At 50.9% G+C, this 22,141-nt stretch carries 39 protein-coding genes; 34 read left to right on the top strand and 5 right to left on the bottom strand.

The features are described from left to right. Positions 1-14 precede the first annotated feature (14 nt). The 30 genes from rplC to AFK62_RS21630 all read left to right on the top strand — a co-directional run bounded on the left by rplC (position 15) and on the right by AFK62_RS21630 (position 14,546). Positions 15-644, top strand: a complete 630-nt coding sequence (gene rplC, locus AFK62_RS18245) for a 50S ribosomal protein L3 (protein WP_007681261.1) — start codon at positions 15-17, stop codon at positions 642-644. Between the two features lie 10 nt (positions 645-654). Next, positions 655-1,260, top strand: coding sequence for a 50S ribosomal protein L4 (gene rplD, locus AFK62_RS18240; RefSeq protein WP_000424395.1), 606 nt, complete (start codon positions 655-657; stop codon positions 1,258-1,260). Continuing rightward, positions 1,257-1,559, top strand: a complete 303-nt coding sequence (rplW, locus tag AFK62_RS18235; RefSeq protein WP_004388606.1) for a 50S ribosomal protein L23 — start codon at positions 1,257-1,259, stop codon at positions 1,557-1,559. The genes rplD and rplW overlap by 4 nt, the downstream gene beginning before the upstream one ends. A 17-nt stretch (positions 1,560-1,576) precedes the next feature. Further along, positions 1,577-2,398 carry a 50S ribosomal protein L2 gene (rplB, locus tag AFK62_RS18230; protein ID WP_000301864.1) on the top strand — a complete coding sequence of 274 codons (822 nt, stop codon included), beginning with the start codon at positions 1,577-1,579 and terminating at the stop codon, positions 2,396-2,398. 16 nt (positions 2,399-2,414) lie between these two features. Further along, the gene (rpsS, locus tag AFK62_RS18225; RefSeq protein WP_001138115.1) at positions 2,415-2,693 is read left to right on the top strand and encodes a 30S ribosomal protein S19; all 279 of its coding nucleotides are present in this window, start codon (positions 2,415-2,417) and stop codon (positions 2,691-2,693) included. 13 nt (positions 2,694-2,706) lie between these two features. Beyond that, positions 2,707-3,039, top strand: coding sequence for a 50S ribosomal protein L22 (gene rplV / locus AFK62_RS18220; RefSeq protein ID WP_000447529.1), 333 nt, complete (start codon positions 2,707-2,709; stop codon positions 3,037-3,039). A 17-nt stretch (positions 3,040-3,056) separates the two neighbouring features. Further along, positions 3,057-3,758: a 30S ribosomal protein S3 gene (gene rpsC / locus AFK62_RS18215; RefSeq protein WP_007681273.1), complete on the top strand. Its 702-nt coding sequence runs from the start codon at positions 3,057-3,059 to the stop codon at positions 3,756-3,758. Between the two features lie 12 nt (positions 3,759-3,770). Continuing rightward, positions 3,771-4,181, top strand: coding sequence for a 50S ribosomal protein L16 (rplP, locus tag AFK62_RS18210; RefSeq protein WP_004388608.1), 411 nt, complete (start codon positions 3,771-3,773; stop codon positions 4,179-4,181). After that, the gene (gene rpmC, locus AFK62_RS18205) at positions 4,181-4,372 is read left to right on the top strand and encodes a 50S ribosomal protein L29 (RefSeq protein ID WP_004388609.1); all 192 of its coding nucleotides are present in this window, start codon (positions 4,181-4,183) and stop codon (positions 4,370-4,372) included. Before rplP ends, rpmC begins: the two co-directional genes overlap by 1 nt. After that, a complete protein-coding gene (gene rpsQ / locus AFK62_RS18200; RefSeq protein WP_038354718.1) occupies positions 4,372-4,626 on the top strand; it encodes a 30S ribosomal protein S17 in 255 nt (84 codons plus the stop codon). Before rpmC ends, rpsQ begins: the two co-directional genes overlap by 1 nt. A gap of 166 nt (positions 4,627-4,792) precedes the next feature. Continuing rightward, positions 4,793-5,164: a 50S ribosomal protein L14 gene (gene rplN / locus AFK62_RS18195; protein WP_004388611.1), complete on the top strand. Its 372-nt coding sequence runs from the start codon at positions 4,793-4,795 to the stop codon at positions 5,162-5,164. Positions 5,165-5,174: 10 nt separating this feature from the next. Further along, complete coding sequence (gene rplX / locus AFK62_RS18190) at positions 5,175-5,489, top strand: 50S ribosomal protein L24 (protein ID WP_007670000.1); 315 nt, start codon at positions 5,175-5,177, stop codon at positions 5,487-5,489. Between the two features lie 14 nt (positions 5,490-5,503). Further along, on the top strand, positions 5,504-6,043 hold the full coding sequence (rplE, locus tag AFK62_RS18185) for a 50S ribosomal protein L5 (RefSeq protein ID WP_007670001.1): 540 nt from the start codon (positions 5,504-5,506) through the stop codon (positions 6,041-6,043). Positions 6,044-6,057: 14 nt separating this feature from the next. Continuing rightward, on the top strand, positions 6,058-6,363 hold the full coding sequence (gene rpsN, locus AFK62_RS18180) for a 30S ribosomal protein S14 (RefSeq protein WP_004388614.1): 306 nt from the start codon (positions 6,058-6,060) through the stop codon (positions 6,361-6,363). Positions 6,364-6,396: 33 nt separating this feature from the next. Beyond that, entirely contained in the window at positions 6,397-6,789 is a 393-nt protein-coding gene (gene rpsH / locus AFK62_RS18175; protein WP_007670005.1) for a 30S ribosomal protein S8, read from the top strand. Positions 6,790-6,801: 12 nt separating this feature from the next. Next, entirely contained in the window at positions 6,802-7,335 is a 534-nt protein-coding gene (gene rplF / locus AFK62_RS18170) for a 50S ribosomal protein L6 (RefSeq protein ID WP_007670019.1), read from the top strand. A 9-nt stretch (positions 7,336-7,344) separates the two neighbouring features. Beyond that, positions 7,345-7,698, top strand: coding sequence for a 50S ribosomal protein L18 (gene rplR, locus AFK62_RS18165; RefSeq protein ID WP_000358956.1), 354 nt, complete (start codon positions 7,345-7,347; stop codon positions 7,696-7,698). Between the two features lie 14 nt (positions 7,699-7,712). After that, the gene (gene rpsE / locus AFK62_RS18160; protein ID WP_004388617.1) at positions 7,713-8,213 is read left to right on the top strand and encodes a 30S ribosomal protein S5; all 501 of its coding nucleotides are present in this window, start codon (positions 7,713-7,715) and stop codon (positions 8,211-8,213) included. A gap of 6 nt (positions 8,214-8,219) precedes the next feature. Then, the gene (rpmD, locus tag AFK62_RS18155; RefSeq protein ID WP_001140434.1) at positions 8,220-8,399 is read left to right on the top strand and encodes a 50S ribosomal protein L30; all 180 of its coding nucleotides are present in this window, start codon (positions 8,220-8,222) and stop codon (positions 8,397-8,399) included. 3 nt (positions 8,400-8,402) lie between these two features. Then, positions 8,403-8,837, top strand: a complete 435-nt coding sequence (gene rplO / locus AFK62_RS18150; protein ID WP_004388618.1) for a 50S ribosomal protein L15 — start codon at positions 8,403-8,405, stop codon at positions 8,835-8,837. A 7-nt stretch (positions 8,838-8,844) separates the two neighbouring features. After that, complete coding sequence (secY, locus tag AFK62_RS18145) at positions 8,845-10,176, top strand: preprotein translocase subunit SecY (protein ID WP_007670030.1); 1,332 nt, start codon at positions 8,845-8,847, stop codon at positions 10,174-10,176. A gap of 30 nt (positions 10,177-10,206) precedes the next feature. Beyond that, positions 10,207-10,323, top strand: coding sequence for a 50S ribosomal protein L36 (gene rpmJ, locus AFK62_RS18140; protein WP_000868187.1), 117 nt, complete (start codon positions 10,207-10,209; stop codon positions 10,321-10,323). Positions 10,324-10,469: 146 nt separating this feature from the next. Beyond that, complete coding sequence (gene rpsM, locus AFK62_RS18135) at positions 10,470-10,826, top strand: 30S ribosomal protein S13 (protein ID WP_004388620.1); 357 nt, start codon at positions 10,470-10,472, stop codon at positions 10,824-10,826. Between the two features lie 16 nt (positions 10,827-10,842). Continuing rightward, the gene (gene rpsK, locus AFK62_RS18130; RefSeq protein WP_004388621.1) at positions 10,843-11,232 is read left to right on the top strand and encodes a 30S ribosomal protein S11; all 390 of its coding nucleotides are present in this window, start codon (positions 10,843-10,845) and stop codon (positions 11,230-11,232) included. 31 nt (positions 11,233-11,263) lie between these two features. Continuing rightward, the gene (gene rpsD / locus AFK62_RS18125) at positions 11,264-11,884 is read left to right on the top strand and encodes a 30S ribosomal protein S4 (protein WP_032967342.1); all 621 of its coding nucleotides are present in this window, start codon (positions 11,264-11,266) and stop codon (positions 11,882-11,884) included. A gap of 25 nt (positions 11,885-11,909) precedes the next feature. Beyond that, entirely contained in the window at positions 11,910-12,899 is a 990-nt protein-coding gene (locus tag AFK62_RS18120) for a DNA-directed RNA polymerase subunit alpha (RefSeq protein WP_004388623.1), read from the top strand. 40 nt (positions 12,900-12,939) lie between these two features. Further along, a complete protein-coding gene (rplQ, locus tag AFK62_RS18115) occupies positions 12,940-13,326 on the top strand; it encodes a 50S ribosomal protein L17 (RefSeq protein WP_004388624.1) in 387 nt (128 codons plus the stop codon). 115 nt (positions 13,327-13,441) lie between these two features. After that, on the top strand, positions 13,442-13,807 hold the full coding sequence (locus tag AFK62_RS18110; protein ID WP_007670043.1) for a DnaJ family domain-containing protein: 366 nt from the start codon (positions 13,442-13,444) through the stop codon (positions 13,805-13,807). Position 13,808: 1 nt separating this feature from the next. Further along, positions 13,809-14,234: a Zn(2+)-responsive transcriptional regulator gene (gene zntR, locus AFK62_RS18105; RefSeq protein ID WP_032984261.1), complete on the top strand. Its 426-nt coding sequence runs from the start codon at positions 13,809-13,811 to the stop codon at positions 14,232-14,234. Positions 14,235-14,285: 51 nt separating this feature from the next. Further along, positions 14,286-14,546, top strand: coding sequence for an alternative ribosome-rescue factor A (locus AFK62_RS21630; protein ID WP_071884405.1), 261 nt, complete (start codon positions 14,286-14,288; stop codon positions 14,544-14,546). Here the strand turns inward: AFK62_RS21630 and mscL are convergent. The 5 genes from mscL to def form a co-directional block, all read right to left on the bottom strand. Further along, positions 14,500-14,904 (bottom strand): large-conductance mechanosensitive channel protein MscL, encoded by a 405-nt coding sequence (gene mscL, locus AFK62_RS18100; RefSeq protein WP_007670055.1) that lies wholly within the window; start codon positions 14,902-14,904, stop codon positions 14,500-14,502. The two genes, AFK62_RS21630 and mscL, sit on opposite strands and share 47 nt — an antisense overlap. 149 nt (positions 14,905-15,053) lie before the next feature. Beyond that, the gene (gene trkA, locus AFK62_RS18095; RefSeq protein WP_007670057.1) at positions 15,054-16,430 is read right to left on the bottom strand and encodes a Trk system potassium transporter TrkA; all 1,377 of its coding nucleotides are present in this window, start codon (positions 16,428-16,430) and stop codon (positions 15,054-15,056) included. A 41-nt stretch (positions 16,431-16,471) separates the two neighbouring features. Continuing rightward, a complete protein-coding gene (rsmB, locus tag AFK62_RS18090; protein WP_032984266.1) occupies positions 16,472-17,761 on the bottom strand; it encodes a 16S rRNA (cytosine(967)-C(5))-methyltransferase RsmB in 1,290 nt (429 codons plus the stop codon). Positions 17,762-17,828: 67 nt separating this feature from the next. Next, the gene (gene fmt, locus AFK62_RS18085) at positions 17,829-18,776 is read right to left on the bottom strand and encodes a methionyl-tRNA formyltransferase (RefSeq protein WP_007670061.1); all 948 of its coding nucleotides are present in this window, start codon (positions 18,774-18,776) and stop codon (positions 17,829-17,831) included. Positions 18,777-18,794: 18 nt separating this feature from the next. Next, positions 18,795-19,310 (bottom strand): peptide deformylase, encoded by a 516-nt coding sequence (gene def, locus AFK62_RS18080; RefSeq protein WP_007670076.1) that lies wholly within the window; start codon positions 19,308-19,310, stop codon positions 18,795-18,797. Positions 19,311-19,439: 129 nt separating this feature from the next. On the opposite strand from def, the gene dprA reads away from it, so the two are divergent. From dprA to tsaC, 4 genes are read left to right on the top strand one after another with little or no spacing between them, the layout of a single operon-like run. Next, on the top strand, positions 19,440-20,552 hold the full coding sequence (dprA, locus tag AFK62_RS18075) for a DNA-protecting protein DprA (RefSeq protein ID WP_007670079.1): 1,113 nt from the start codon (positions 19,440-19,442) through the stop codon (positions 20,550-20,552). Next, entirely contained in the window at positions 20,524-20,997 is a 474-nt protein-coding gene (gene smg, locus AFK62_RS18070; RefSeq protein ID WP_007670082.1) for a DUF494 family protein Smg, read from the top strand. Before dprA ends, smg begins: the two co-directional genes overlap by 29 nt. A 23-nt stretch (positions 20,998-21,020) precedes the next feature. Next, a complete protein-coding gene (locus tag AFK62_RS21625; protein ID WP_071884404.1) occupies positions 21,021-21,563 on the top strand; it encodes a DNA topoisomerase family protein in 543 nt (180 codons plus the stop codon). A gap of 4 nt (positions 21,564-21,567) precedes the next feature. Beyond that, positions 21,568-22,140, top strand: coding sequence for an L-threonylcarbamoyladenylate synthase type 1 TsaC (tsaC, locus tag AFK62_RS18060; RefSeq protein WP_032984262.1), 573 nt, complete (start codon positions 21,568-21,570; stop codon positions 22,138-22,140). The last annotated feature ends 1 nt before the right edge of the window (position 22,141 follow it).

Raw genomic sequence — 22,141 nt, 5'->3', positions numbered from 1 at the left:
GAGAGGTTGAAACAATGATTGGTTTAGTCGGTAAAAAAGTGGGTATGACCCGCATCTTCACTGAAGAAGGCGTTTCTATCCCAGTAACCGTAATCGAAGTTGAAGCAAACCGCGTTACTCAGGTTAAAGACCTGGCTAACGACGGCTACCGCGCAGTGCAAGTTACCACCGGTGCTAAAAAAGCTAACCGCGTAACCAAGCCGGAAGCGGGTCACTTCGCTAAAGCTGGCGTAGAAGCCGGCCGTGGTCTGTGGGAATTCCGTCTCGCTGATGGCGAAGAATACACCGTAGGTCAGAGCATTAGCGTTGAGCTGTTTGCTGAAGTAAAAAAAGTCGACGTAACTGGTACCTCTAAAGGTAAAGGTTTCGCCGGTACCGTTAAGCGCTGGAACTTCCGTACCCAGGACGCTACTCACGGTAACTCCTTGTCCCACCGCGTTCCGGGTTCTATCGGTCAGAACCAGACTCCGGGCAAAGTGTTTAAAGGCAAGAAAATGGCAGGTCAGCTGGGTAACGAGCGCGTAACCGTTCAGAGCCTGGACGTAGTACGTGTTGACGCTGAGCGCAACCTGCTGCTGGTTAAAGGTGCTGTCCCGGGTGCAACCGGTAGCGACCTGATCGTTAAACCAGCTGTGAAGGCGTGAGGAGATAGCAATGGAATTAGTACTGAAAGACGCGCAGAGCGCGCTGACTGTTTCCGAAACTACCTTCGGTCGTGATTTCAACGAAGCGCTGGTACACCAGGTTGTAGTTGCTTACGCAGCTGGTGCTCGTCAGGGTACTCGTGCTCAGAAGACCCGTGCTGAAGTAACTGGCTCCGGTAAAAAACCGTGGCGCCAGAAAGGTACTGGCCGTGCGCGTTCTGGTTCCATCAAGAGCCCGATTTGGCGCTCTGGTGGCGTGACCTTCGCTGCGCGTCCGCAGGACCACAGTCAAAAAGTTAACAAAAAGATGTACCGCGGCGCGCTGAAAAGCATCCTGTCCGAACTGGTACGTCAGGATCGTCTGATCGTTGTCGAGAAGTTCTCTGTCGAAGCGCCGAAAACCAAGCTGCTCGCACAGAAACTGAAAGACATGGCTCTGGAAGATGTGCTGATCATCACCGGTGAACTGGACGAAAACCTGTTCCTGGCCGCACGTAACCTGCACAAGGTTGACGTACGCGATGCTACAGGTATCGACCCGGTTAGCCTGATCGCCTTCGACAAAGTCGTAATGACTGCTGATGCTGTTAAGCAAGTTGAGGAGATGCTGGCATGATTCGTGAAGAACGTCTGCTGAAGGTGCTGCGCGCACCGCACGTTTCTGAGAAAGCGTCTACTGCGATGGAAAAAACCAACACCATCGTTCTCAAAGTTGCTAAAGACGCGACTAAAGCAGAAATCAAAGCTGCTGTGCAGAAACTGTTTGAAGTCGAAGTCGAAGTCGTTAACACCCTGGTAGTTAAAGGGAAAGTTAAACGTCACGGACAGCGTATCGGTCGTCGTAGCGACTGGAAAAAAGCTTACGTCACCCTGAAAGAAGGCCAGAATCTGGACTTCATCGGCGGCGCTGAGTAAGTCGGAGGAGTAATACAATGGCAGTTGTTAAATGTAAACCGACATCTCCGGGTCGTCGCCACGTAGTTAAAGTGGTTAACCCTGAGCTGCACAAGGGCAAACCTTTTGCTCCGTTGCTGGAAAAAAACAGCAAATCCGGTGGTCGTAACAACAATGGCCGTATCACCACTCGTCACATCGGTGGTGGTCACAAGCAGGCCTACCGTATTGTTGACTTCAAACGCAACAAAGACGGTATCCCGGCAGTTGTTGAACGTCTTGAGTACGATCCGAACCGTTCCGCGAATATCGCGCTGGTTCTGTACAAAGACGGCGAGCGCCGTTACATCCTGGCCCCTAAAGGCCTGAAAGCTGGCGACCAGATTCAGTCTGGCGTTGATGCTGCAATCAAACCAGGTAACACCCTGCCGATGCGCAACATCCCGGTTGGTTCTACTGTTCATAACGTAGAAATGAAACCGGGTAAAGGCGGTCAGCTGGCGCGTTCTGCTGGCACCTATGTTCAGATCGTTGCTCGTGACGGTGCTTATGTCACCCTGCGTCTGCGTTCTGGCGAAATGCGTAAAGTGGAAGCTGACTGCCGCGCAACTCTGGGCGAAGTTGGTAACGCTGAGCATATGCTGCGCGTTCTGGGTAAAGCAGGTGCTGCACGCTGGCGTGGTGTTCGTCCTACCGTTCGCGGTACGGCGATGAACCCGGTAGATCACCCACATGGTGGTGGTGAAGGTCGTAACTTTGGTAAGCACCCGGTAACCCCGTGGGGCGTTCAGACCAAAGGTAAGAAGACCCGCAGCAACAAGCGTACTGATAAATTCATCGTACGTCGCCGTAGCAAATAATTTTAGAGGATAAGCCATGCCACGTTCTCTCAAGAAAGGTCCTTTTATTGACCTGCACTTGCTGAAGAAGGTAGAGAAAGCGGTGGAAAGCGGTGACAAGAAGCCCCTGCGCACTTGGTCCCGTCGTTCAACGATCTTTCCAAACATGATCGGTTTGACCATCGCTGTCCATAATGGTCGTCAGCACGTTCCAGTCTTTGTTTCCGATGAAATGGTCGGTCACAAACTGGGTGAATTCGCACCGACCCGTACTTATCGCGGTCACGCGGCTGATAAAAAAGCCAAGAAGAAATAAGTAGGAGGAAGAGATGGAAACTATCGCTAAACATCGCCATGCTCGTTCTTCTGCTCAGAAGGTTCGCCTGGTGGCTGACCTGATTCGCGGTAAGAAAGTGTCGCAGGCTCTGGATATTCTGACCTACACCAATAAGAAAGCGGCTGTATTGGTTAAGAAAGTCCTGGAATCTGCCATTGCTAACGCTGAACACAACGATGGCGCTGACATTGACGATCTTAAAGTCACGAAAATTTTCGTAGACGAAGGCCCGAGCATGAAACGCATTATGCCGCGTGCGAAAGGTCGTGCAGATCGCATTCTGAAGCGCACCAGCCACATCACTGTGGTTGTGTCCGATCGCTGAGACTCTGGAGACTAGCAATGGGTCAGAAAGTACATCCTAATGGTATTCGCCTGGGTATTGTAAAACCATGGAACTCTACCTGGTTCGCGAACACCAAAGAATTCGCTGACAACCTGGACAGCGACTTTAAAGTTCGTCAGTACCTGAACAAGGAACTGGCTAAAGCGTCTGTATCTCGTATCGTTATCGAGCGTCCGGCTAAAAGCATTCGTGTGACTATTCACACCGCTCGCCCGGGTATCGTTATCGGTAAAAAAGGTGAAGACGTTGAAAAACTGCGTAAGGGCGTAGCGGATATCGCTGGCGTGCCTGCACAGATCAATATCGCCGAAGTTCGTAAACCTGAACTGGACGCAAAACTGGTTGCTGACAGCATCACTTCTCAGCTGGAACGTCGCGTTATGTTCCGTCGTGCTATGAAGCGTGCTGTACAGAACGCCATGCGTCTGGGCGCTAAAGGTATCAAAGTTGAAGTTAGTGGTCGTCTGGGTGGCGCTGAGATCGCACGTACCGAATGGTACCGTGAAGGTCGCGTTCCGCTGCACACTCTGCGCGCTGACATTGACTACAACACCTCCGAAGCGCACACCACTTACGGTGTAATCGGCGTTAAAGTGTGGATCTTCAAAGGTGAGATCCTTGGTGGTATGGCTGCTGTTGAACAACCGGAAAAACCGGCTACTCAACCGAAAAAGCAGCAGCGTAAAGGCCGTAAATAAGGAGCGTCGCTGATGTTACAACCAAAGCGTACAAAATTCCGTAAAGTGCACAAAGGCCGCAACCGTGGTCTGGCGCAGGGTACGGATGTTAGCTTCGGCACTTACGGTCTTAAAGCTGTTGGCCGTGGTCGTCTGACTGCCCGTCAGATCGAAGCAGCACGTCGTGCAATGACCCGTGCAGTTAAGCGTCAGGGTAAGATCTGGATCCGTGTATTCCCGGACAAACCGATCACCGAAAAGCCGCTGGAAGTGCGTATGGGTAAAGGTAAAGGTAACGTAGAGTATTGGGTTGCCTTAATTCAGCCGGGTAAAGTCCTGTACGAAATGGACGGTGTGCCGGAAGAGCTGGCCCGTGAAGCATTCAAGCTGGCAGCAGCGAAACTGCCGATTAAAACCACCTTTGTAACTAAGACGGTGATGTAATGAAAGCAAAAGAGCTGCGTGAGAAGAGTGTTGAAGAGCTGAACACCGAGCTGCTTAACCTGCTGCGCGAGCAGTTCAACCTGCGTATGCAGGCTGCAAGTGGCCAGCTGCAACAGACTCACCTGTTGAAGCAAGTGCGTCGTGATGTCGCACGCGTTAAGACTTTACTGACTGAGAAGGCGGGTGCGTAATGACCGATAAAATCCGTACTCTGCAAGGTCGCGTTGTTAGCGACAAAATGGAGAAATCCATTGTTGTTGCCATCGAGCGTTTTGTGAAACACCCGATCTACGGTAAATTCATTAAGCGTACGACCAAACTGCACGTACATGACGAGAACAACGAATGCGGTATCGGTGACGTGGTTGAAATCCGCGAATGCCGCCCGCTGTCTAAGACTAAGTCTTGGACGCTGGTTCGCGTTGTAGAGAAAGCGATTCTGTAATAGAGTAGCGCTCTCTAACAGAATAAACGGCTCAGCGATGAGCCGTTTATTTTTTCTACCCATATCCTGTGAGCGGTGTTATAATGCCGCGCCCTCGATTATGGGGATTTTTAACGACCTGATATTTAGGTCCCGAAGTAGTAGTTGACATTAGCGGAGCACTGAAATGATCCAAGAACAGACTATGCTGAACGTCGCCGACAACTCCGGCGCGCGTCGCGTAATGTGTATCAAGGTTCTGGGTGGCTCGCACCGTCGCTACGCAGGCGTCGGCGATATCATCAAAATTACCATTAAGGAAGCAATTCCTCGCGGTAAAGTTAAGAAAGGTGATGTGCTGAAGGCGGTAGTGGTGCGCACCAAGAAGGGTGTTCGTCGCCCTGACGGTTCTGTCGTTCGCTTCGATGGCAATGCTTGTGTTCTTCTGAACAACAACAGCGAGCAGCCTATCGGTACGCGTATTTTTGGGCCGGTAACTCGTGAACTTCGTTCTGAGAAGTTTATGAAAATCATCTCTCTGGCACCAGAAGTACTCTAAGGAGCGAATCATGGCAGCTAAAATCCGTCGTGATGACGAAGTTATCGTGTTAACCGGTAAAGATAAAGGTAAGCGCGGTAAAGTTAAGAATGTCCTGTCTTCCGGCAAGATCATTGTTGAAGGTATTAACCTGGTTAAAAAACATCAGAAGCCGGTTCCGGCCCTGAACCAACCGGGTGGCATCGTTGAAAAAGAAGCTGCTATTCAGGTTTCTAACGTTGCAATCTTCAATGCGGCTACCGGCAAGGCTGACCGTGTAGGCTTTAGATTCGAAGAGGGCAAAAAAGTCCGTTTCTTCAAATCTAACAGCGAAACTATCAAGTAATTTGGAGTAGTACGATGGCGAAACTGCATGATTACTACAAAGACGAAGTAGTTAATAAACTGATGACTCAGTTCAACTACAATTCTGTCATGCAAGTCCCTCGGGTCGAGAAGATCACCCTGAACATGGGTGTTGGTGAAGCGATCGCTGACAAGAAACTGCTGGATAACGCAGCAGCTGATCTGGCAGCAATCTCCGGTCAAAAACCGCTGATCACCAAAGCACGCAAATCTGTTGCAGGCTTCAAAATCCGTCAGGGCTATCCGATCGGCTGTAAAGTAACTCTGCGTGGCGAACGCATGTGGGAGTTCTTTGAGCGCCTGATCACTATTGCTGTACCGCGTATCCGTGACTTCCGTGGCTTGTCCGCTAAGTCTTTCGACGGTCGTGGCAATTACAGCATGGGTGTCCGTGAGCAGATCATCTTCCCGGAAATCGACTATGACAAAGTCGATCGCGTTCGTGGTTTGGATATTACCATTACCACTACTGCGAAATCTGATGAAGAAGGCCGTGCTCTGCTGGCTGCCTTTGACTTCCCGTTCCGCAAGTAAGGTAGGGTTACTTCATGGCTAAGCAATCAATGAAAGCACGCGAAGTAAAGCGCGTAGCTTTGGCTGAAAAATACTTCGCTAAACGCGCTGAACTGAAAGCGATCATTTCTGATGTGAACGCTTCCGACGAAGATCGTTGGAACGCTGTTCTGAAGCTGCAGACTCTGCCGCGTGATTCCAGCCCGTCTCGTCAGCGTAACCGCTGCCGTCAAACTGGTCGTCCGCACGCTTTCCTGCGGAAGTTCGGGTTGAGCCGTATCAAGGTCCGTGAAGCCGCTATGCGCGGTGAAATCCCGGGTCTGAAAAAGGCTAGCTGGTAATTGTCACCAATTGAATCACGGGAGTAAAGACAGATGAGCATGCAAGATCCGATCGCGGATATGCTGACCCGTATCCGTAACGGTCAGGCCGCGAACAAAGTTGCGGTCACCATGCCTTCCTCCAAGCTGAAAGTGGCAATCGCCAACGTGCTGAAGGAAGAAGGTTTTATCGAAGATTTTAAAGTTGAAGGCGACACCAAGCCGGAACTGGAATTAACGCTTAAGTATTTCCAGGGTAAAGCTGTTGTAGAAAGCATTCAGCGTGTCAGCCGCCCAGGTCTGCGCATCTATAAGAAAAAAGATGAGCTGCCGAAAGTTATGGCCGGTCTGGGTATCGCGGTTATTTCTACCTCTAAAGGTGTTATGACTGATCGTGCAGCGCGCCAGGCTGGTCTTGGTGGCGAAATTATCTGCTACGTAGCCTAATCGGAGGAAAAAATGTCTCGTGTTGCTAAAGCACCGGTCGTTATTCCTGCCGGCGTTGATGTAAAACTCAACGGTCAGGTTATCACGATCAAAGGTAAAAACGGCGAGCTGACTCGTACTCTCAACGATGCTGTTGAAGTTAATCATGCAGATAATGCTCTGACTTTCGGTCCGCGTGCTGGTTTTGCGGACGGTTGGGCTCAGGCTGGTACCGCGCGTGCCCTGCTGAATTCAATGGTTATCGGTGTTACCGAAGGCTTCACTAAGAAGCTGCAGCTGGTTGGTGTAGGTTATCGTGCAGCGATCAAAGGAAATGTAGTAAACCTGTCTCTGGGTTTCTCTCACCCTGTTGATCATCAGCTGCCAGCGGGTATCACTGCAGAATGTCCGTCTCAGACTGAAATCGTGCTGAAAGGCGCTGATAAACAGCTGATCGGCCAGGTTGCTGCTGACCTGCGCGCCTACCGTCGTCCTGAGCCTTATAAAGGCAAGGGTGTTCGTTACGCCGACGAAGTCGTGCGTACCAAAGAGGCTAAGAAGAAGTAAGGTAACACTATGGATAAGAAATCTGCTCGTATCCGTCGTGCGACCCGCGCACGTCGCAAGCTCAAAGAGCTTGGTGCGACCCGCCTGGTGGTACATCGTACCCCGCGTCATATTTACGCACAGGTAATCGCCCCGAACGGTTCTGAAGTTCTGGTAGCCGCTTCTACTGTAGAAAAAGCTATCGCTGAGCAACTGAAGTACACTGGAAACAAAGACGCCGCGGCTGCAGTTGGTAAAGCTGTTGCTGAGCGCGCGCTGGAAAAAGGCATCAAAGATGTTTCCTTTGACCGCTCTGGTTTCCAATATCATGGTCGTGTCCAGGCACTGGCAGATGCTGCCCGTGAAGCTGGCCTTCAGTTCTAAGGTAGAGGTGTAAGATGGCTCACATCGAAAAACAAGCTGGCGAACTGCAGGAAAAGCTGATCGCGGTAAACCGCGTATCTAAAACCGTTAAAGGTGGTCGTATTTTTAGCTTCACCGCTCTTACTGTAGTTGGTGATGGCAACGGCCGCGTTGGTTTTGGTTACGGTAAAGCACGCGAAGTTCCGGCAGCGATCCAGAAAGCGATGGAAAAAGCCCGTCGCAATATGATTAACGTCGCGCTGAACCACGGCACCCTGCAGCACCCTGTTAAAGGCGCTCACACGGGTTCTCGTGTATTCATGCAGCCGGCTTCCGAAGGTACCGGTATTATTGCCGGTGGTGCAATGCGCGCCGTTCTGGAAGTCGCTGGGGTTCATAACGTTCTGGCTAAAGCCTATGGTTCCACCAACCCGATCAACGTGGTTCGTGCAACTATTGATGGCCTCGCCAACATGAAATCCCCGGAAATGGTCGCTGCCAAGCGTGGTAAATCCGTTGAAGAAATTCTGGGGTAATTGACCATGGCAAAGACTATTAAAATCACTCAAACCCGCAGTGCAATCGGTCGTCTGCCGAAACATAAGGCAACGCTGCTTGGCCTGGGTCTGCGTCGTATTGGCCACACCGTTGAGCGCGAGGATACTCCTGCTGTTCGCGGTATGGTCAACGCGGTTTCCTTCATGGTTAAAGTTGAGGAGTAAGAGATGCGTTTAAATACTCTGTCTCCGGCCGAAGGCTCCAAAAAGGCGGGTAAACGCCTGGGTCGTGGTATCGGTTCTGGCCTCGGTAAAACCGGTGGTCGTGGTCACAAAGGTCAGAAGTCTCGTTCTGGCGGTGGCGTACGTCGCGGTTTCGAGGGCGGTCAGATGCCTCTGTACCGTCGTCTGCCGAAATTCGGTTTCACTTCTCGTAAGGCAATGATTACGGCAGAAGTTCGTCTGTCTGATCTGGCTAAAGTAGAAGGCGACGTAGTAGACCTGAACACACTGAAAGCGGCAAACATTATCGGTATCCAGATCGAATTCGCGAAAGTGATTCTGGCTGGTGAAGTTACTCGTCCGGTAACTGTTCGTGGCTTACGTGTGACTAAAGGCGCTCGTGCTGCTATCGAAGCTGCTGGCGGTAAAATCGAGGAATAAGTAGCAGATGGCTAAACAACCGGGATTAGATTTTCAAAGTGCCAAAGGTGGGCTTGGCGAACTGAAACGCAGACTGCTGTTTGTTATCGGTGCGCTGATTGTGTTCCGAATTGGCTCTTTTATTCCAATCCCTGGTATTGATGCCGCTGTACTTGCCAAACTGCTTGAGCAACAGCGTGGCACCATCATTGAAATGTTTAACATGTTTTCTGGTGGTGCCCTTAGCCGTGCTTCAATCTTCGCTCTGGGTATTATGCCGTATATTTCGGCTTCTATTATTATCCAGTTGCTGACTGTCGTTCATCCGACATTGGCTGAAATGAAGAAAGAAGGGGAGTCTGGTCGTCGTAAGATCAGCCAGTACACCCGTTACGGCACTCTGGTGCTGGCAATATTTCAGTCGATCGGTATTGCTACTGGTCTGCCGAATATGCCTGGTATGCAAGGCCTGGTAATGAATCCGGGCTTTGCATTCTATTTCACCGCTGTTGTTAGCCTGGTTACCGGAACAATGTTCCTTATGTGGCTGGGCGAACAGATTACTGAGCGCGGTATCGGTAACGGTATCTCGATCATAATTTTCGCTGGTATCGTTGCGGGCCTTCCGCCGGCCATTGGCCATACCATCGAGCAAGCGCGGCAAGGCGAACTGCACTTCCTCCTGTTGCTGTTGGTTGCAGTATTAGTATTCGCAGTGACCTTCTTTGTTGTATTTGTTGAGCGTGGTCAACGCCGTATTGTTGTTAACTATGCAAAGCGTCAGCAAGGTCGCCGTGTCTATGCTGCACAGAGCACACATTTACCGCTGAAAGTGAACATGGCTGGGGTTATTCCGGCGATTTTCGCTTCCAGTATTATTCTGTTCCCAGCAACCATTGCGTCATGGTTTGGGGGCGGTACTGGTTGGAACTGGCTGACAACAATTTCGCTGTATTTGCAGCCTGGGCAACCGCTTTATGTGTTACTCTATGCGTCTGCAATCATCTTCTTCTGTTTCTTCTACACGGCGTTGGTCTTCAACCCGCGTGAAACAGCAGATAACCTGAAGAAGTCCGGTGCATTTGTACCAGGAATTCGTCCGGGAGAACAAACGGCGAAGTATATCGATAAAGTAATGACACGTCTGACTTTAGTTGGCGCGTTGTACATTACTTTCATTTGCCTGATCCCGGAGTTCATGCGTGATGCTATGAAAGTACCGTTCTATTTTGGTGGGACGTCGTTACTTATCGTTGTTGTCGTCATCATGGACTTTATGGCTCAAGTGCAAACTCTGATGATGTCTAGTCAGTATGAGTCTGCATTGAAGAAAGCGAACCTCAAAGGCTATGGCCGTTAATGGTCGCTTGAGAAGTTACGGAGAGTAAAAATGAAAGTTCGTGCTTCCGTCAAGAAATTATGCCGTAACTGCAAAATCGTTAAGCGTGATGGCGTCATCCGCGTGATTTGCAGTGCCGAGCCGAAGCATAAACAGCGTCAAGGCTGATTATCTCGCATATTTTTCTTGCAAAGTTGGGTTGAGCTGGCTAGATTAGCCAGCCAATCTTTTGTATGTCTATGCGTTTCCATTTGAGTATCCTGAAAACGGGCTTTTCAGCATGGGACGCATAATCAATATTGTAGGAGTGCATAGTGGCCCGTATAGCAGGCATTAACATTCCTGATCATAAGCATGCCGTAATCGCATTAACCTCGATCTACGGTATCGGTAAAACCCGTTCTAAAGCTATTCTTGCTGCAGTGGGTTTCGCTGAAGATGTTAAGATCAGTGAGCTGTCTGAAGAACAAATCGACACGCTGCGTGACGAAGTTGCCAAATTTGTCGTTGAAGGTGATCTGCGCCGTGAAGTGAGTATGAGCATCAAGCGCCTGATGGATCTTGGTTGCTATCGCGGTTTGCGTCATCGTCGTGGTCTCCCGGTTCGCGGTCAGCGTACCAAGACCAACGCACGTACCCGTAAGGGTCCGCGCAAACCGATCAAGAAATAATCGGGGTGATTGAATAATGGCAAAGGCACCAGTTCGTGCACGTAAGCGTGTAAGAAAACAAGTCTCTGACGGCGTGGCTCATATCCATGCTTCTTTCAACAACACCATCGTTACTATTACTGATCGTCAAGGTAACGCTCTGGGTTGGGCAACTGCCGGTGGTTCCGGTTTCCGTGGTTCTCGCAAATCCACTCCGTTCGCAGCTCAGGTTGCAGCAGAGCGTTGCGCAGAAGCCGTGAAAGAATACGGTATCAAGAACCTGGAAGTTATGGTTAAGGGACCGGGTCCGGGCCGCGAATCTACTATTCGTGCTCTGAACGCCGCTGGTTTCCGCATCACTAATATTACTGATGTGACTCCGATCCCTCACAACGGTTGTCGTCCGCCGAAAAAACGTCGCGTATAACGCCCGTTTTTAGGAATGTTGGAGAAAGAAAATGGCAAGATATTTGGGTCCTAAGCTCAAGCTGAGCCGTCGCGAGGGCACAGACCTGTTCCTTAAGTCTGGCGTTCGCGCGATCGATACCAAGTGTAAAATTGAACAAGCTCCTGGCCAGCACGGCGCACGTAAACCGCGTCTGTCTGACTATGGTGTGCAGTTGCGTGAAAAGCAAAAAGTCCGCCGTATCTACGGTGTGCTGGAGCGTCAGTTCCGTAACTACTACAAAGAAGCCGCGCGTCTGAAAGGCAACACCGGTGAAAACCTGTTGGCTCTGCTGGAAGGTCGTCTGGACAACGTTGTATACCGTATGGGCTTTGGTGCCACTCGTGCTGAAGCACGTCAGTTGGTTAGCCATAAAGCCATTATGGTAAACGGTCGTGTTGTTAACATCGCTTCTTACCAGGTTGGTCCGAACGACGTAGTTAGCGTTCGTGAGAAAGCGAAAAAGCAGTCTCGCGTGAAAGCCGCTCTGGAGCTGGCTGAGCAGCGTGAAAAGCCAACCTGGCTGGAAGTTGATGCTGGCAAGATGGAAGGTACCTTCAAGCGTAAGCCTGAGCGCACCGATCTGTCTGCGGACATTAACGAACACCTGATCGTCGAGCTTTACTCCAAGTAAAGCTTAGTACCAAAGAGAGGACACAATGCAGGGTTCTGTGACAGAGTTTCTAAAACCGCGCCTGGTAGATATCGAGCAAGTGAGTTCGACGCACGCCAAGGTGACCCTTGAGCCTTTAGAGCGTGGCTTTGGCCATACTCTGGGTAACGCACTGCGCCGTATTCTGCTTTCATCGATGCCGGGTTGCGCGGTGACCGAGGTTGAGATTGATGGTGTACTGCACGAGTACAGCACCAAAGAAGGCGTTCAGGAAGATATCCTGGAAATCCTGCTCAACCTGAAAGGGCTGGCGGTAAGAGTTCAGGGTAAAGATGAAGTTGTACTTACTCTGAATAAATCTGGCATTGGCCCTGTAACCGCAGCCGACATCACCCATGATGGTGATGTCGAAATCGTCAAGCCGCAGCACGTGATCTGCCACCTGACCGATGAAAACGCATCTATTAGCATGCGTATCAAAGTTCAGCGCGGTCGTGGTTATGTGCCGGCGTCTGCCCGAATTCATTCGGAAGAAGATGAGCGCCCAATCGGCCGTCTGCTGGTCGACGCTTGCTACAGCCCTGTAGAACGTATTGCCTACAATGTTGAAGCAGCGCGTGTAGAACAGCGTACCGACCTGGACAAGCTGGTCATCGAAATGGAAACCAACGGCACAATCGATCCTGAAGAGGCGATTCGTCGTGCGGCAACCATCCTGGCAGAACAACTTGAAGCTTTCGTTGACTTACGTGATGTTCGTCAGCCAGAAGTTAAAGAAGAGAAACCAGAATTCGATCCGATCCTGCTGCGCCCTGTTGACGATCTGGAATTGACTGTCCGCTCTGCTAACTGCCTTAAGGCAGAAGCTATCCACTACATCGGTGATCTGGTACAACGTACCGAGGTTGAGTTGCTGAAAACGCCGAACCTTGGTAAGAAATCTCTTACTGAGATTAAAGATGTGCTGGCTTCCCGTGGTCTGTCTCTGGGCATGCGCCTGGAAAACTGGCCGCCGGCAAGCATTGCAGATGAGTAACCGGATCACAGGTTAAGGTTTTACTGAGAAGGATAAGGTCATGCGCCATCGTAAGAGTGGTCGTCAACTGAACCGCAACAGCAGCCATCGCCAGGCAATGTTCCGCAACATGGCCGGCTCCCTGGTTCGTCATGAAATCATCAAGACGACCCTGCCGAAAGCGAAAGAGCTGCGTCGCGTAGTTGAGCCGCTGATTACTCTTGCCAAGACCGACAGCGTAGCTAATCGTCGTCTGGCATTCGCCCGTACTCGTGATAACGAGATCGTGGCAAAACTGTTTAATGAGCTGGGCCCGCGTTTCGCGAGCCGTGCCGGTGGTTACACTCGCATTCTGAAGTGTGGCTTCCGTGCTGGTGACAACGCTCCGATGGCTTACATCGAGCTGGTTGATCGCGCCGAGCCGCAAGCAGAAGCAGCTGCAGAGTAATTTGCAGTGTATTGAAAAAACCCGCCTCGGCGGGTTTTTTTATATCTGTCGTTCTCTTCCTCTATCGCCTATCCTTCTCTTCTGTTCATTCTCTCATTCTTTCAGGGAGGTCATAATGTGGCTAATGGATCAGTGGGCTGAACGCCATATTCTTGAGGCCCAGGAAAGAGGTGAATTCAACAATCTCCCGGGTACAGGCAAGCCATTAATTCTGGATGATGATTCTCATCTCAGTCCTGAGCTTCGTGTAGGTTATAGGTTGTTAAAAAATGCAGGTTTTCTTCCGCCTGAACTTGAAGCTCGTAAAGAGGCTTTAATGTTGTATGACCTTCTACAAGGAATCAATGAACAGCACCCGGACTATCAACATGTTTCTAAACGGCTGTTACTACTTGAGCTGAAGCTGAAACAAGCTGGGCTTAGTACTGCATTTATACACGGTAATTACTCTAACAATGTTTCCCATAAATTGGAGAAATAATATGTATCGGATTGGAGAACTTGCTCGCCTCGCGGGCGTTACACCTGACACTGTGCGTTATTACGAGAAACAACATATGATGGAGCATGAGATTCGTACCGAAGGCGGTTTCCGGCTCTATACCGATAATGATCTACGTCGTCTGAGGTTCATCCGCCATGCCCGGCAGCTCGGCTTTACGCTTGAAGCTATCCGAGAACTGTTATCCATTCGAATCGATCCTGAGCATCACACCTGTCAGGAATCGAAAAGTATTGTTCAGGCTCGCCTGCATGAAGTAGACAGCCGTATTCAGGAATTGCAAAACATGCGTGTTTCTCTGCAAAAACTGAACGACGCCTGTTGTGGGACAGCACATAGCAGCGTTTACTGTTCAATCCTTGAGACCCTGGAACAAGGCGCGAATGGTGAAACTGAGCGGCATTGATCTTTTTTATTTACGCACCTACACTTGCGACGAATAAACACAGGAGCATTTATGAGTCATTACAAACATACGAAAGGGCAAATTCAGGATAACGCCATCGAAGCCCTGCTACATGATCCATTATTTAGACAACGTATTGAAAAGAATCAGAAAGGGAAAGGAAGTTATCAGCGTAAAACAAAGCATGGGAAACGGGGGAACTGGGAGGCCAGTGGTCAACAAGCGAATCGCTTCTTTACCACTGGCCTTTTGGTTTTAAGAAGCGTTATTGGTGACGGTTTTGCTCTTTCAGCAAATCACGAATTTCAGTAAGCAGTACCTGCTCTTTGCTCGGCCCCGGCGCTTCCTTCGGTTTTTTCTGATGCAATTTATTAATCACCTTAATAGCCAGAAAAATAGCGAAAGCCACAATGATAAAGTCGAATACATTCTGGATAAAAATACCATAATGCATAACGACAGCAGGTGTATCCCCAACGGCCGGGCGTAGAGTCAGAGCAAACTGTTTAAAATCGATTCCTCCAATGAGTAAACCCAGCGGCGGCATGATGATATCCGCAACCAGTGAAGAGACGATCTTACCAAACGCAGCACCGATGATGACACCTACTGCCAGATCCACTACGTTTCCGCGCATAGCGAATTCACGAAACTCTTTAAAAAAACTCATTTTCAACTCCCCGGATACCAAAGCCTAACTAAGTCTAACAAAGGAATAGTGATTTTCCATTCTCATGATTCTTGAAAATATCTTTTTGTCCTTGAAGATCATGCGGATATAACAGGGGGGATAACAAAGGCGGCAGAGCCGCCCGGTGATTATAAAAAGAAGGGGCTTGGCTGAAACAGGCGCTCGACATCCGTGACATACTTTTTATCGGTCAGGAACATAATCACATGGTCGCCCTGCTCAATACGTAAATTATCATTGGCGATCATTACGTCATTCCCGCGGACTACGGCACCAATAATCGTGCCTGGCGGCAGCTTAATATCATCAATGACGCGTCCAACCACTCGCGATGTGGTTTCGTCCCCATGTGCAACGGCTTCGATAGCTTCTGCCACTCCACGGCGCAGCGATGAAACGCTGACTATATCCGCTTTGCGGACATGGCCGAGTAGTGCAGAAATAGTCGCTTGCTGCGGTGAGATAGCAATATCAATGACACTTCCTTGCACCAGGTCCACATACGCGCGACGTTGAATCAGCACCATCACCTTTTTGGCGCCCATGCGTTTGGCGAGCATAGCAGACATAATGTTGGCTTCGTCATCGTTAGTCACAGCGATAAACAGATCCACTTGATCGATATGCTCTTCTGCCAGCAGTTCCTGATCCGAGGCATCGCCATAAAAAACAATCGTATTTTGCAGTTTCTCGGCGAGTTCAGCAGCGCGTTGCTGGTCGCGCTCAATAAGCTTAACGCTGTAGTCTTTTTCGAGTCGACGAGCGAGGCCGGCACCGATGTTACCGCCACCAACAAGCATAATGCGCTTATAGGGCTTTTCGAGACGCTGAAGCTCACTCATCACAGCACGAATATGCTGTGAGGCGGCAATGAAGAAAACTTCATCGCCCGCTTCGACAATCGTCGAACCCTGCGGGCGAATGGGCCTGTCATGGCGAAAAATTGCTGCCACACGAGTATCAATGTGTGGCATGTGTTCACGCATCGTTGAAAGCGCATTTCCTACTAATGGGCCGCCATAATATGCTTTCACTACCGCAAGGCTGACTTTACCTTCCGCAAAGTTTACGACCTGAAGCGCGCCTGGATATTCAATCAGACGATAGATATTGTCTATTACCAGTTGCTCTGGGGCGATGAGGTGATCGATGGGCACCGCCTCTGGTGTGAATAGACGTTCGGCATCGCGAACATAATCCGGAGCGCGAATGCGTGCGATACGGTTTGGCGTATTGAAAAGAGAATAGGCCACCTGACAGGCTATCATATTCGTTTCATCAGAACTGGTGACCGCGACAAGCATGTCAGCGTCGTCTGCGCCCGCTTCGCGCAAGACGCGCGGATGAGAGCCGTGTCCCTGCACAACACGCAAATCAAACTTATCCTGAAGTATGCGCAAGCGATCGCTGTTGGTATCGACAACCGTAATATCGTTGTTTTCGCCCACCAGGTTTTCTGCCAGCGTACCGCCGACCTGACCGGCGCCCAGAATGATTATCTTCATCGTTTTGCTTTACCCATCCGGGGCCGCTGCTGCGGGCCCGATCACTTTTTGATTAGCTTAGCGTAAAAGAAGCCATCACCTTCAATCGCGCCAGGGAGATTTTGTATACCGGGCGTTTGCGCCGAACCAGTGCCATCAAGTTGCGCATCGGGTGTCCTCCTGAGAAACGCTCGAATCTGTTCGCTGTTTTCTTCAGGTAATACGGAGCAGGTGGCGTAAAGCAGCGTACCGCCCGGCTTAAGGTGTTGCCAGATAGCGTCGAGAATTTCAGACTGCAGTTGCGCAAGCTCCGTGATATCAGAATCACGGCGCAGCCATTTTATATCGGGGTGGCGACGAATAACGCCCGTCGCGGAACAAGGCGCGTCTAACAGGATCCTGTCGAATTGCGTATCGCCACACCATGTCGCCGGAGCGCGCCCATCCCCTACCTTCACTTCTGCCTGCATTTTCAGGCGCTTTAAGTTTTCATAGACGCGAGTGATGCGTTGAGCATCAACATCAACGGCCATGACTTTAGCTTGCGGTGCAGCTTCGAGAATGTGCGTCGTTTTGCCGCCTGGTGCAGCGCACAGATCAAGGATTGTCTCGCCATTTCGCGGCCCAAGCAGCTCAACGCAACCCTGCGCCGAAGCATCCTGAACCGTAACCCAGCCCTGGTCGAAGCCCGGAAGCGCAGCCACGGGTGCCGGTGTATCGAGGCGTACGGCGTCCGGATAGCGCAGATGGGTATGGCCTGTCATACCATTTTCTTCAAGTAGCGTGATCCATTCATCACGAGAATGATATTGGCGATTAACACGCAGCCACATTGGCGGTCGTTCGTTATTGGCCTCAGCTATCGCCTGCCATTGTTGAGGATAAGCCGCCTGTAGACGCCGTAACAACCACAAGGGGTGCAGATAACGGGCCTCCTGACCGGCAAATTCTTCAACCAACGCTTCCTGTTGTCGCTGAAACTGACGCAATACGCCGTTAATCAGTCCCTTAAATTGCATACGCTTGATAGCCACCGCGCCTTCTACCGTTTCCGCCAGAGCCGCATGCGGGGGAATACGTGTATATAGCAGCTGGTACAAACCGACCATAATGAGATAATGAATTGTGCGCTGTTTACCCGTCATCGGGCGAGCCATCAGCTTATTAATAAGCCATTCGAGCTGCGAAAGGGTGCGCAAAGCACCGAAGCAAAGCTCCTGCAACAGGGCTTTGTCTTTATCGGATACTTTATGCTGAAGCGGCGGCAGAACCGTACTCAGCGACTGGCCTTTTTCGACGACCTGTTCGATAGCCTGTGCCGCCAGGCTGCGGAGATTAATGGATTTTTTCATAACCACGGGCAGGGTAACCTGCATCTGAAATAAAAAGGCCCGGAAAACCGGGCTGCTTATGTCGCACTCAGGCGAGAATATTGCCGGGTGTAAACCACTCACGGCGAGAGTTCAACAGATCCTGTGCCGTCATTGCTTTTTTACCGGCTGGCTGGAGCATTTCCAGGTTCAGCATGCCTTCGGCGGTCGCTATCTGGATGCCTTGCTTACTGGCATCAAGAACAGTACCCGGCGCGGCATCGCTCTGGTTAGTCATGACGGACGCTTTCCAGACTTTGACGGGCTGATCGTCAATCATGAAATAGCTGACGGGCCAGGGATTAAAAGCGCGGATACAACGCTCAAGCTGCGCGGCGGATAACGACCAGTCGAGGCGAGCCTCTTCTTTACTCAGTTTCTCTGCATAGGTCGCCTGGGCATCATCCTGTTTTTCCGGAGCGATATTGCCGTTGGCGAGATCGCGAAGCGTCTCAAGCAGACCTTGTGGCCCCAACCGTGCGAGTTTGTCATACAGCGAGGCGCTGGTATCTTCTGATGTAATGGGACACGCGAGCTTACGCAGCATATCGCCAGTATCAAGTCCCTTGTCCATTTGCATGATAGTCACACCGGTCTCGGCATCGCCAGCCCATAATGAACGCTGGATTGGCGCCGCACCCCGCCAGTGAGGCAGTAGGGACCCATGCACATTGATACAGCCCAGGCGAGGCATCGCGAGCACGGCTTCAGGAAGGATCAAGCCATAAGCGACTACGACCATTACATCTGCGTTTAGCCCAGCCACAAGCGCCTGGTTTTCAGCAGGGCGCAGTGACTTCGGCTGAAAAACAGGAATACCGTTTTCTTGCGCCAGTATTTTCACCGGTCCTGGCATTAACTTTTTGCCACGACCTGCCGGGCGGTCTGGCTGAGTAAATACGCCGACAACCTGATGAGAGGAAGATAACAACGCCTCAAGATGACGCGCTGCGAAATCCGGCGTACCGGCAAAAATAATGCGAAGTGACTCGGACACGTTATTCCCTGTCTTTATTTAACCTGCGGCTTTTGCCTTCATGCGATCCAGTTTTTCAACTTTTTGACGAATACGTTGGCGCTTCATCGGCGACAGATAATCGATAAAGAGTTTGCCGACCAGATGATCCATTTCGTGTTGGATACAAATTGCCAGCAGGCCATCTGCTTCCAGCTCAAAAGATTTACCGTCGCGGTTGAGCGCGCGAATTTTCACTTTTTCGGCGCGCGGCACAAAAGCGCGTTGCTCCGGAATTGAAAGGCAACCTTCTTCAATACCGGTTTCGCCAGACTGCTCCAGCAGCTCCGGGTTGATCAGTACCAATCTTTCATCGCGGTTCTCAGAAACATCGATAACGATAATTCGCTGATGAATATCTACCTGCGTCGCAGCAAGACCTATACCTTCTTCGGCATACATCGTATCGAACATATCATCAACGATACGCTGAATATCTGCATTAACTTCTTTAACCGGTTCAGCGACGATGCGAAGCCGCTCGTCCGGAATATGTAATACCTGCAAAACTGACATAAATTTCCAGAGCTGTATTCAAGAGTTGAAAGGATCTTACCCTCTATTCTAGACAAATCCCCCTTTGATTGACAGCATCAGCAACGAATCACAGGGATTAGAGAACGGCGTTTGGCGAGGGATAGCGCAATGTCACCAACGGAGATTTGGTTACGCCTGATGGCGGTTTATAGCCTGAGTGGCGAAGTCATGGTAAGAGCTTTTCAGCGGCTGCAAAATGCGAGTGAGGATCCTGCCGAGGCGCTGCGCCTTGCTGGGTTAAACGCAAACCAGCGCAGGCTGTTCTTTGACTATCCTTTTACAGCGCTCGAGACGGTGTTGCGCTGGCTTGAAATGCCAGACCACCATTTACTTACTGCGCTCTCTCCTGCATATCCCATTTCGCTGAGGGCTATCGATTGGTTTCCCGGCGCGTTGTTGGTGGCGGGCGATATAACAACGCTTGCCAGAGCACAACTGGCGGTCGTCGGTAGCCGTCATCATTCCTGGTACGGCGAACAATGGGGCAGTAAGCTTTGTTATGCCCTGGCCGAAAGTGGCCTGACCTTAACCAGCGGGCTCGCGCTTGGTATTGATGCCATTGCGCACCGCAGCGCGTTACAGGCACAAGGCAAAACAATAGCCGTGTTAGGTAATGGACTGGCGCAGATTTACCCGGCGCGCCATCGACAACTGGCACAAGAGATCGTTGAGCATGGCGGTGCGCTTGTGACAGAGTTTCCATTCGAGGCACAGCCGCGCCCGGCTAATTTCCCCAGACGCAACCGCATTATCAGTGGATTAAGTTTCGGTGTGCTGGTGGTTGAAGCGGCATTGCGCAGCGGCTCGCTGGTTACCGCCCGGTGTGCGCTGGAGCAGGGGCGTGAGGTTTTCGCTCTGCCGGGGCCGGTTGGTAATCCCGGATGTGAAGGGCCGCACAGGCTTATTCAAGAAGGCGCTATCGCCGTTACGCATCCTCAGGACATCATCGATTATTTACAAAATGAGCTGCCATGGCTCAACACTGCGAATTATTCACCGGATCAAGAGGAAGGTGCATTGCCATTTCCTGAGCTGTTGGCTAACGTAGGAGATGAGGTTACACCTGTTGACGTCGTCGCTGAACGTGCCGGCCAACCTGTGCCATTGACGGTAGCCCAGCTACTCGAACTGGAGTTAGCAGGATGGATCGCAGCTGTACCCGGCGGCTATGTCCGAGTGAGGAGGGCAGGCCATGTTCGACGTACTAATGTATTTGTTTGAAACCTATATCCATAACGAAGCGGAAATGCGCGTTGATCAGGATAAGCTGACGCGGGACCTGACGGATGCGGGTTTTGATCAGGAAGATATCTTTAATGCGCTGTTATGGCTGGAAAAGCTGGCGGATTATCAGGACGGTCTTTCCGCGCCGATGCAACTGGCGTCGGACCCACTCTCAATGCGTATTTTCACCGCAGAGGAGTGCCAGCGGCTGGACGCCAGCTGTCGGGGGTTCCTGCTGTTTCTGGAACAAATTCAGGTGCTGAATCTCGAAACTCGTGAAATGGTTATTGAGCGCGTCATGGCGCTGGATACGGCCGAGTTTGATTTAGAAGATTTAAAGTGGGTCATTCTGATGGTGCTTTTCAACATTCCCGGATGTGAAAATGCCTATCAGCAAATGGAAGAACTGCTCTTTGAAGTGAATGACGGTATGCTGCACTGATATTTTCAGCGCAGTGGTGAATTATGGCAAGGTCAGCACTCTTTTCTGTGCCCAAACACGAGCCCTGCCCAAAATGCGGGGCTGAACTCATTATTCGTTCCGGGAAGCACGGGCCTTTCCTGGGATGTTCGCATTATCCTGAATGTGATTACGTCCGGCCATTAAAAGGCCTGGTGGATGGACATGTTGTTAAAGAGCTTGAAGGCCAGCATTGCCCGGCATGCGGCGCGACGCTTGTGCTTCGTCAGGGACGTTTCGGTATGTTTATCGGCTGTAGTCATTACCCTGAATGCGAACACACTGAACAAATCGATAAACCCGATGAAACCGCACTGTCTTGCCCGCAGTGTAGCGCAGGCCATCTCATTCAGCGCCGTTCGCGCTTTGGCAAAACGTTCTATTCCTGCGATCGCTACCCGGAGTGCCAGTTTGTCATTAATTTCAAACCAGTAGCCGGTGAATGCCCGGAATGTCACTATCCCCTCCTTATTGAGAAGAAAACCGCGCAAGGTGTGAAACGCTTTTGTGCCAGTAAACAATGTGGAAAGCCGGTAACGGCGGAATAAGCCTGTGAAGAATAACCAACCTGCAGACGCGATATCGCAAGTTGTCGACGTCCTTAAAAATGAACATGTCATCGCTTACCCGACAGAAGCTGTCTTTGGAGTTGGATGCGATCCAGATAGCGAAACTGCCGTAAACCGTTTGCTCGAACTCAAGCAGCGGCCTGTAGAGAAAGGGTTAATCCTGATCGCAGCAAATTTTGAACAACTCAAACCTTATATAGATGATGCTGCGCTTACATCTCAGCAGCGCGAAGCCGTCTTTGCATGCTGGCCTGGACCCGTAACATTTGTCTTTCCCGCGAAGCCATCAACGCCGCGCTGGTTAACAGGCCGTTTCGACTCGCTGGCGGTACGTGTGACGAACCACCCGCTGGTTATTGCATTGTGTGAAGCGTTTGGTAAGCCGCTGGTATCGACGAGTGCTAACCTTTCGGGACTAGAACCATGCCGTACGGCGCAGGAAGTGCTGGCACAATTCGGTGATGATTTCCCGGTGCTGCATGGACCAACCGGCGGGCGTCAGAACCCTTCTGAGATCCGGGATGCGCTAACGGGTGAACTTTTCCGACAAGGGTAAC

This window comes from Cronobacter condimenti 1330 (assembly GCF_001277255.1).
GTDB classification, from domain to species: Bacteria; Pseudomonadota; Gammaproteobacteria; order Enterobacterales; family Enterobacteriaceae; genus Cronobacter; species Cronobacter condimenti.
This window is presented reverse-complemented; position numbering and strand designations above follow the sequence as displayed.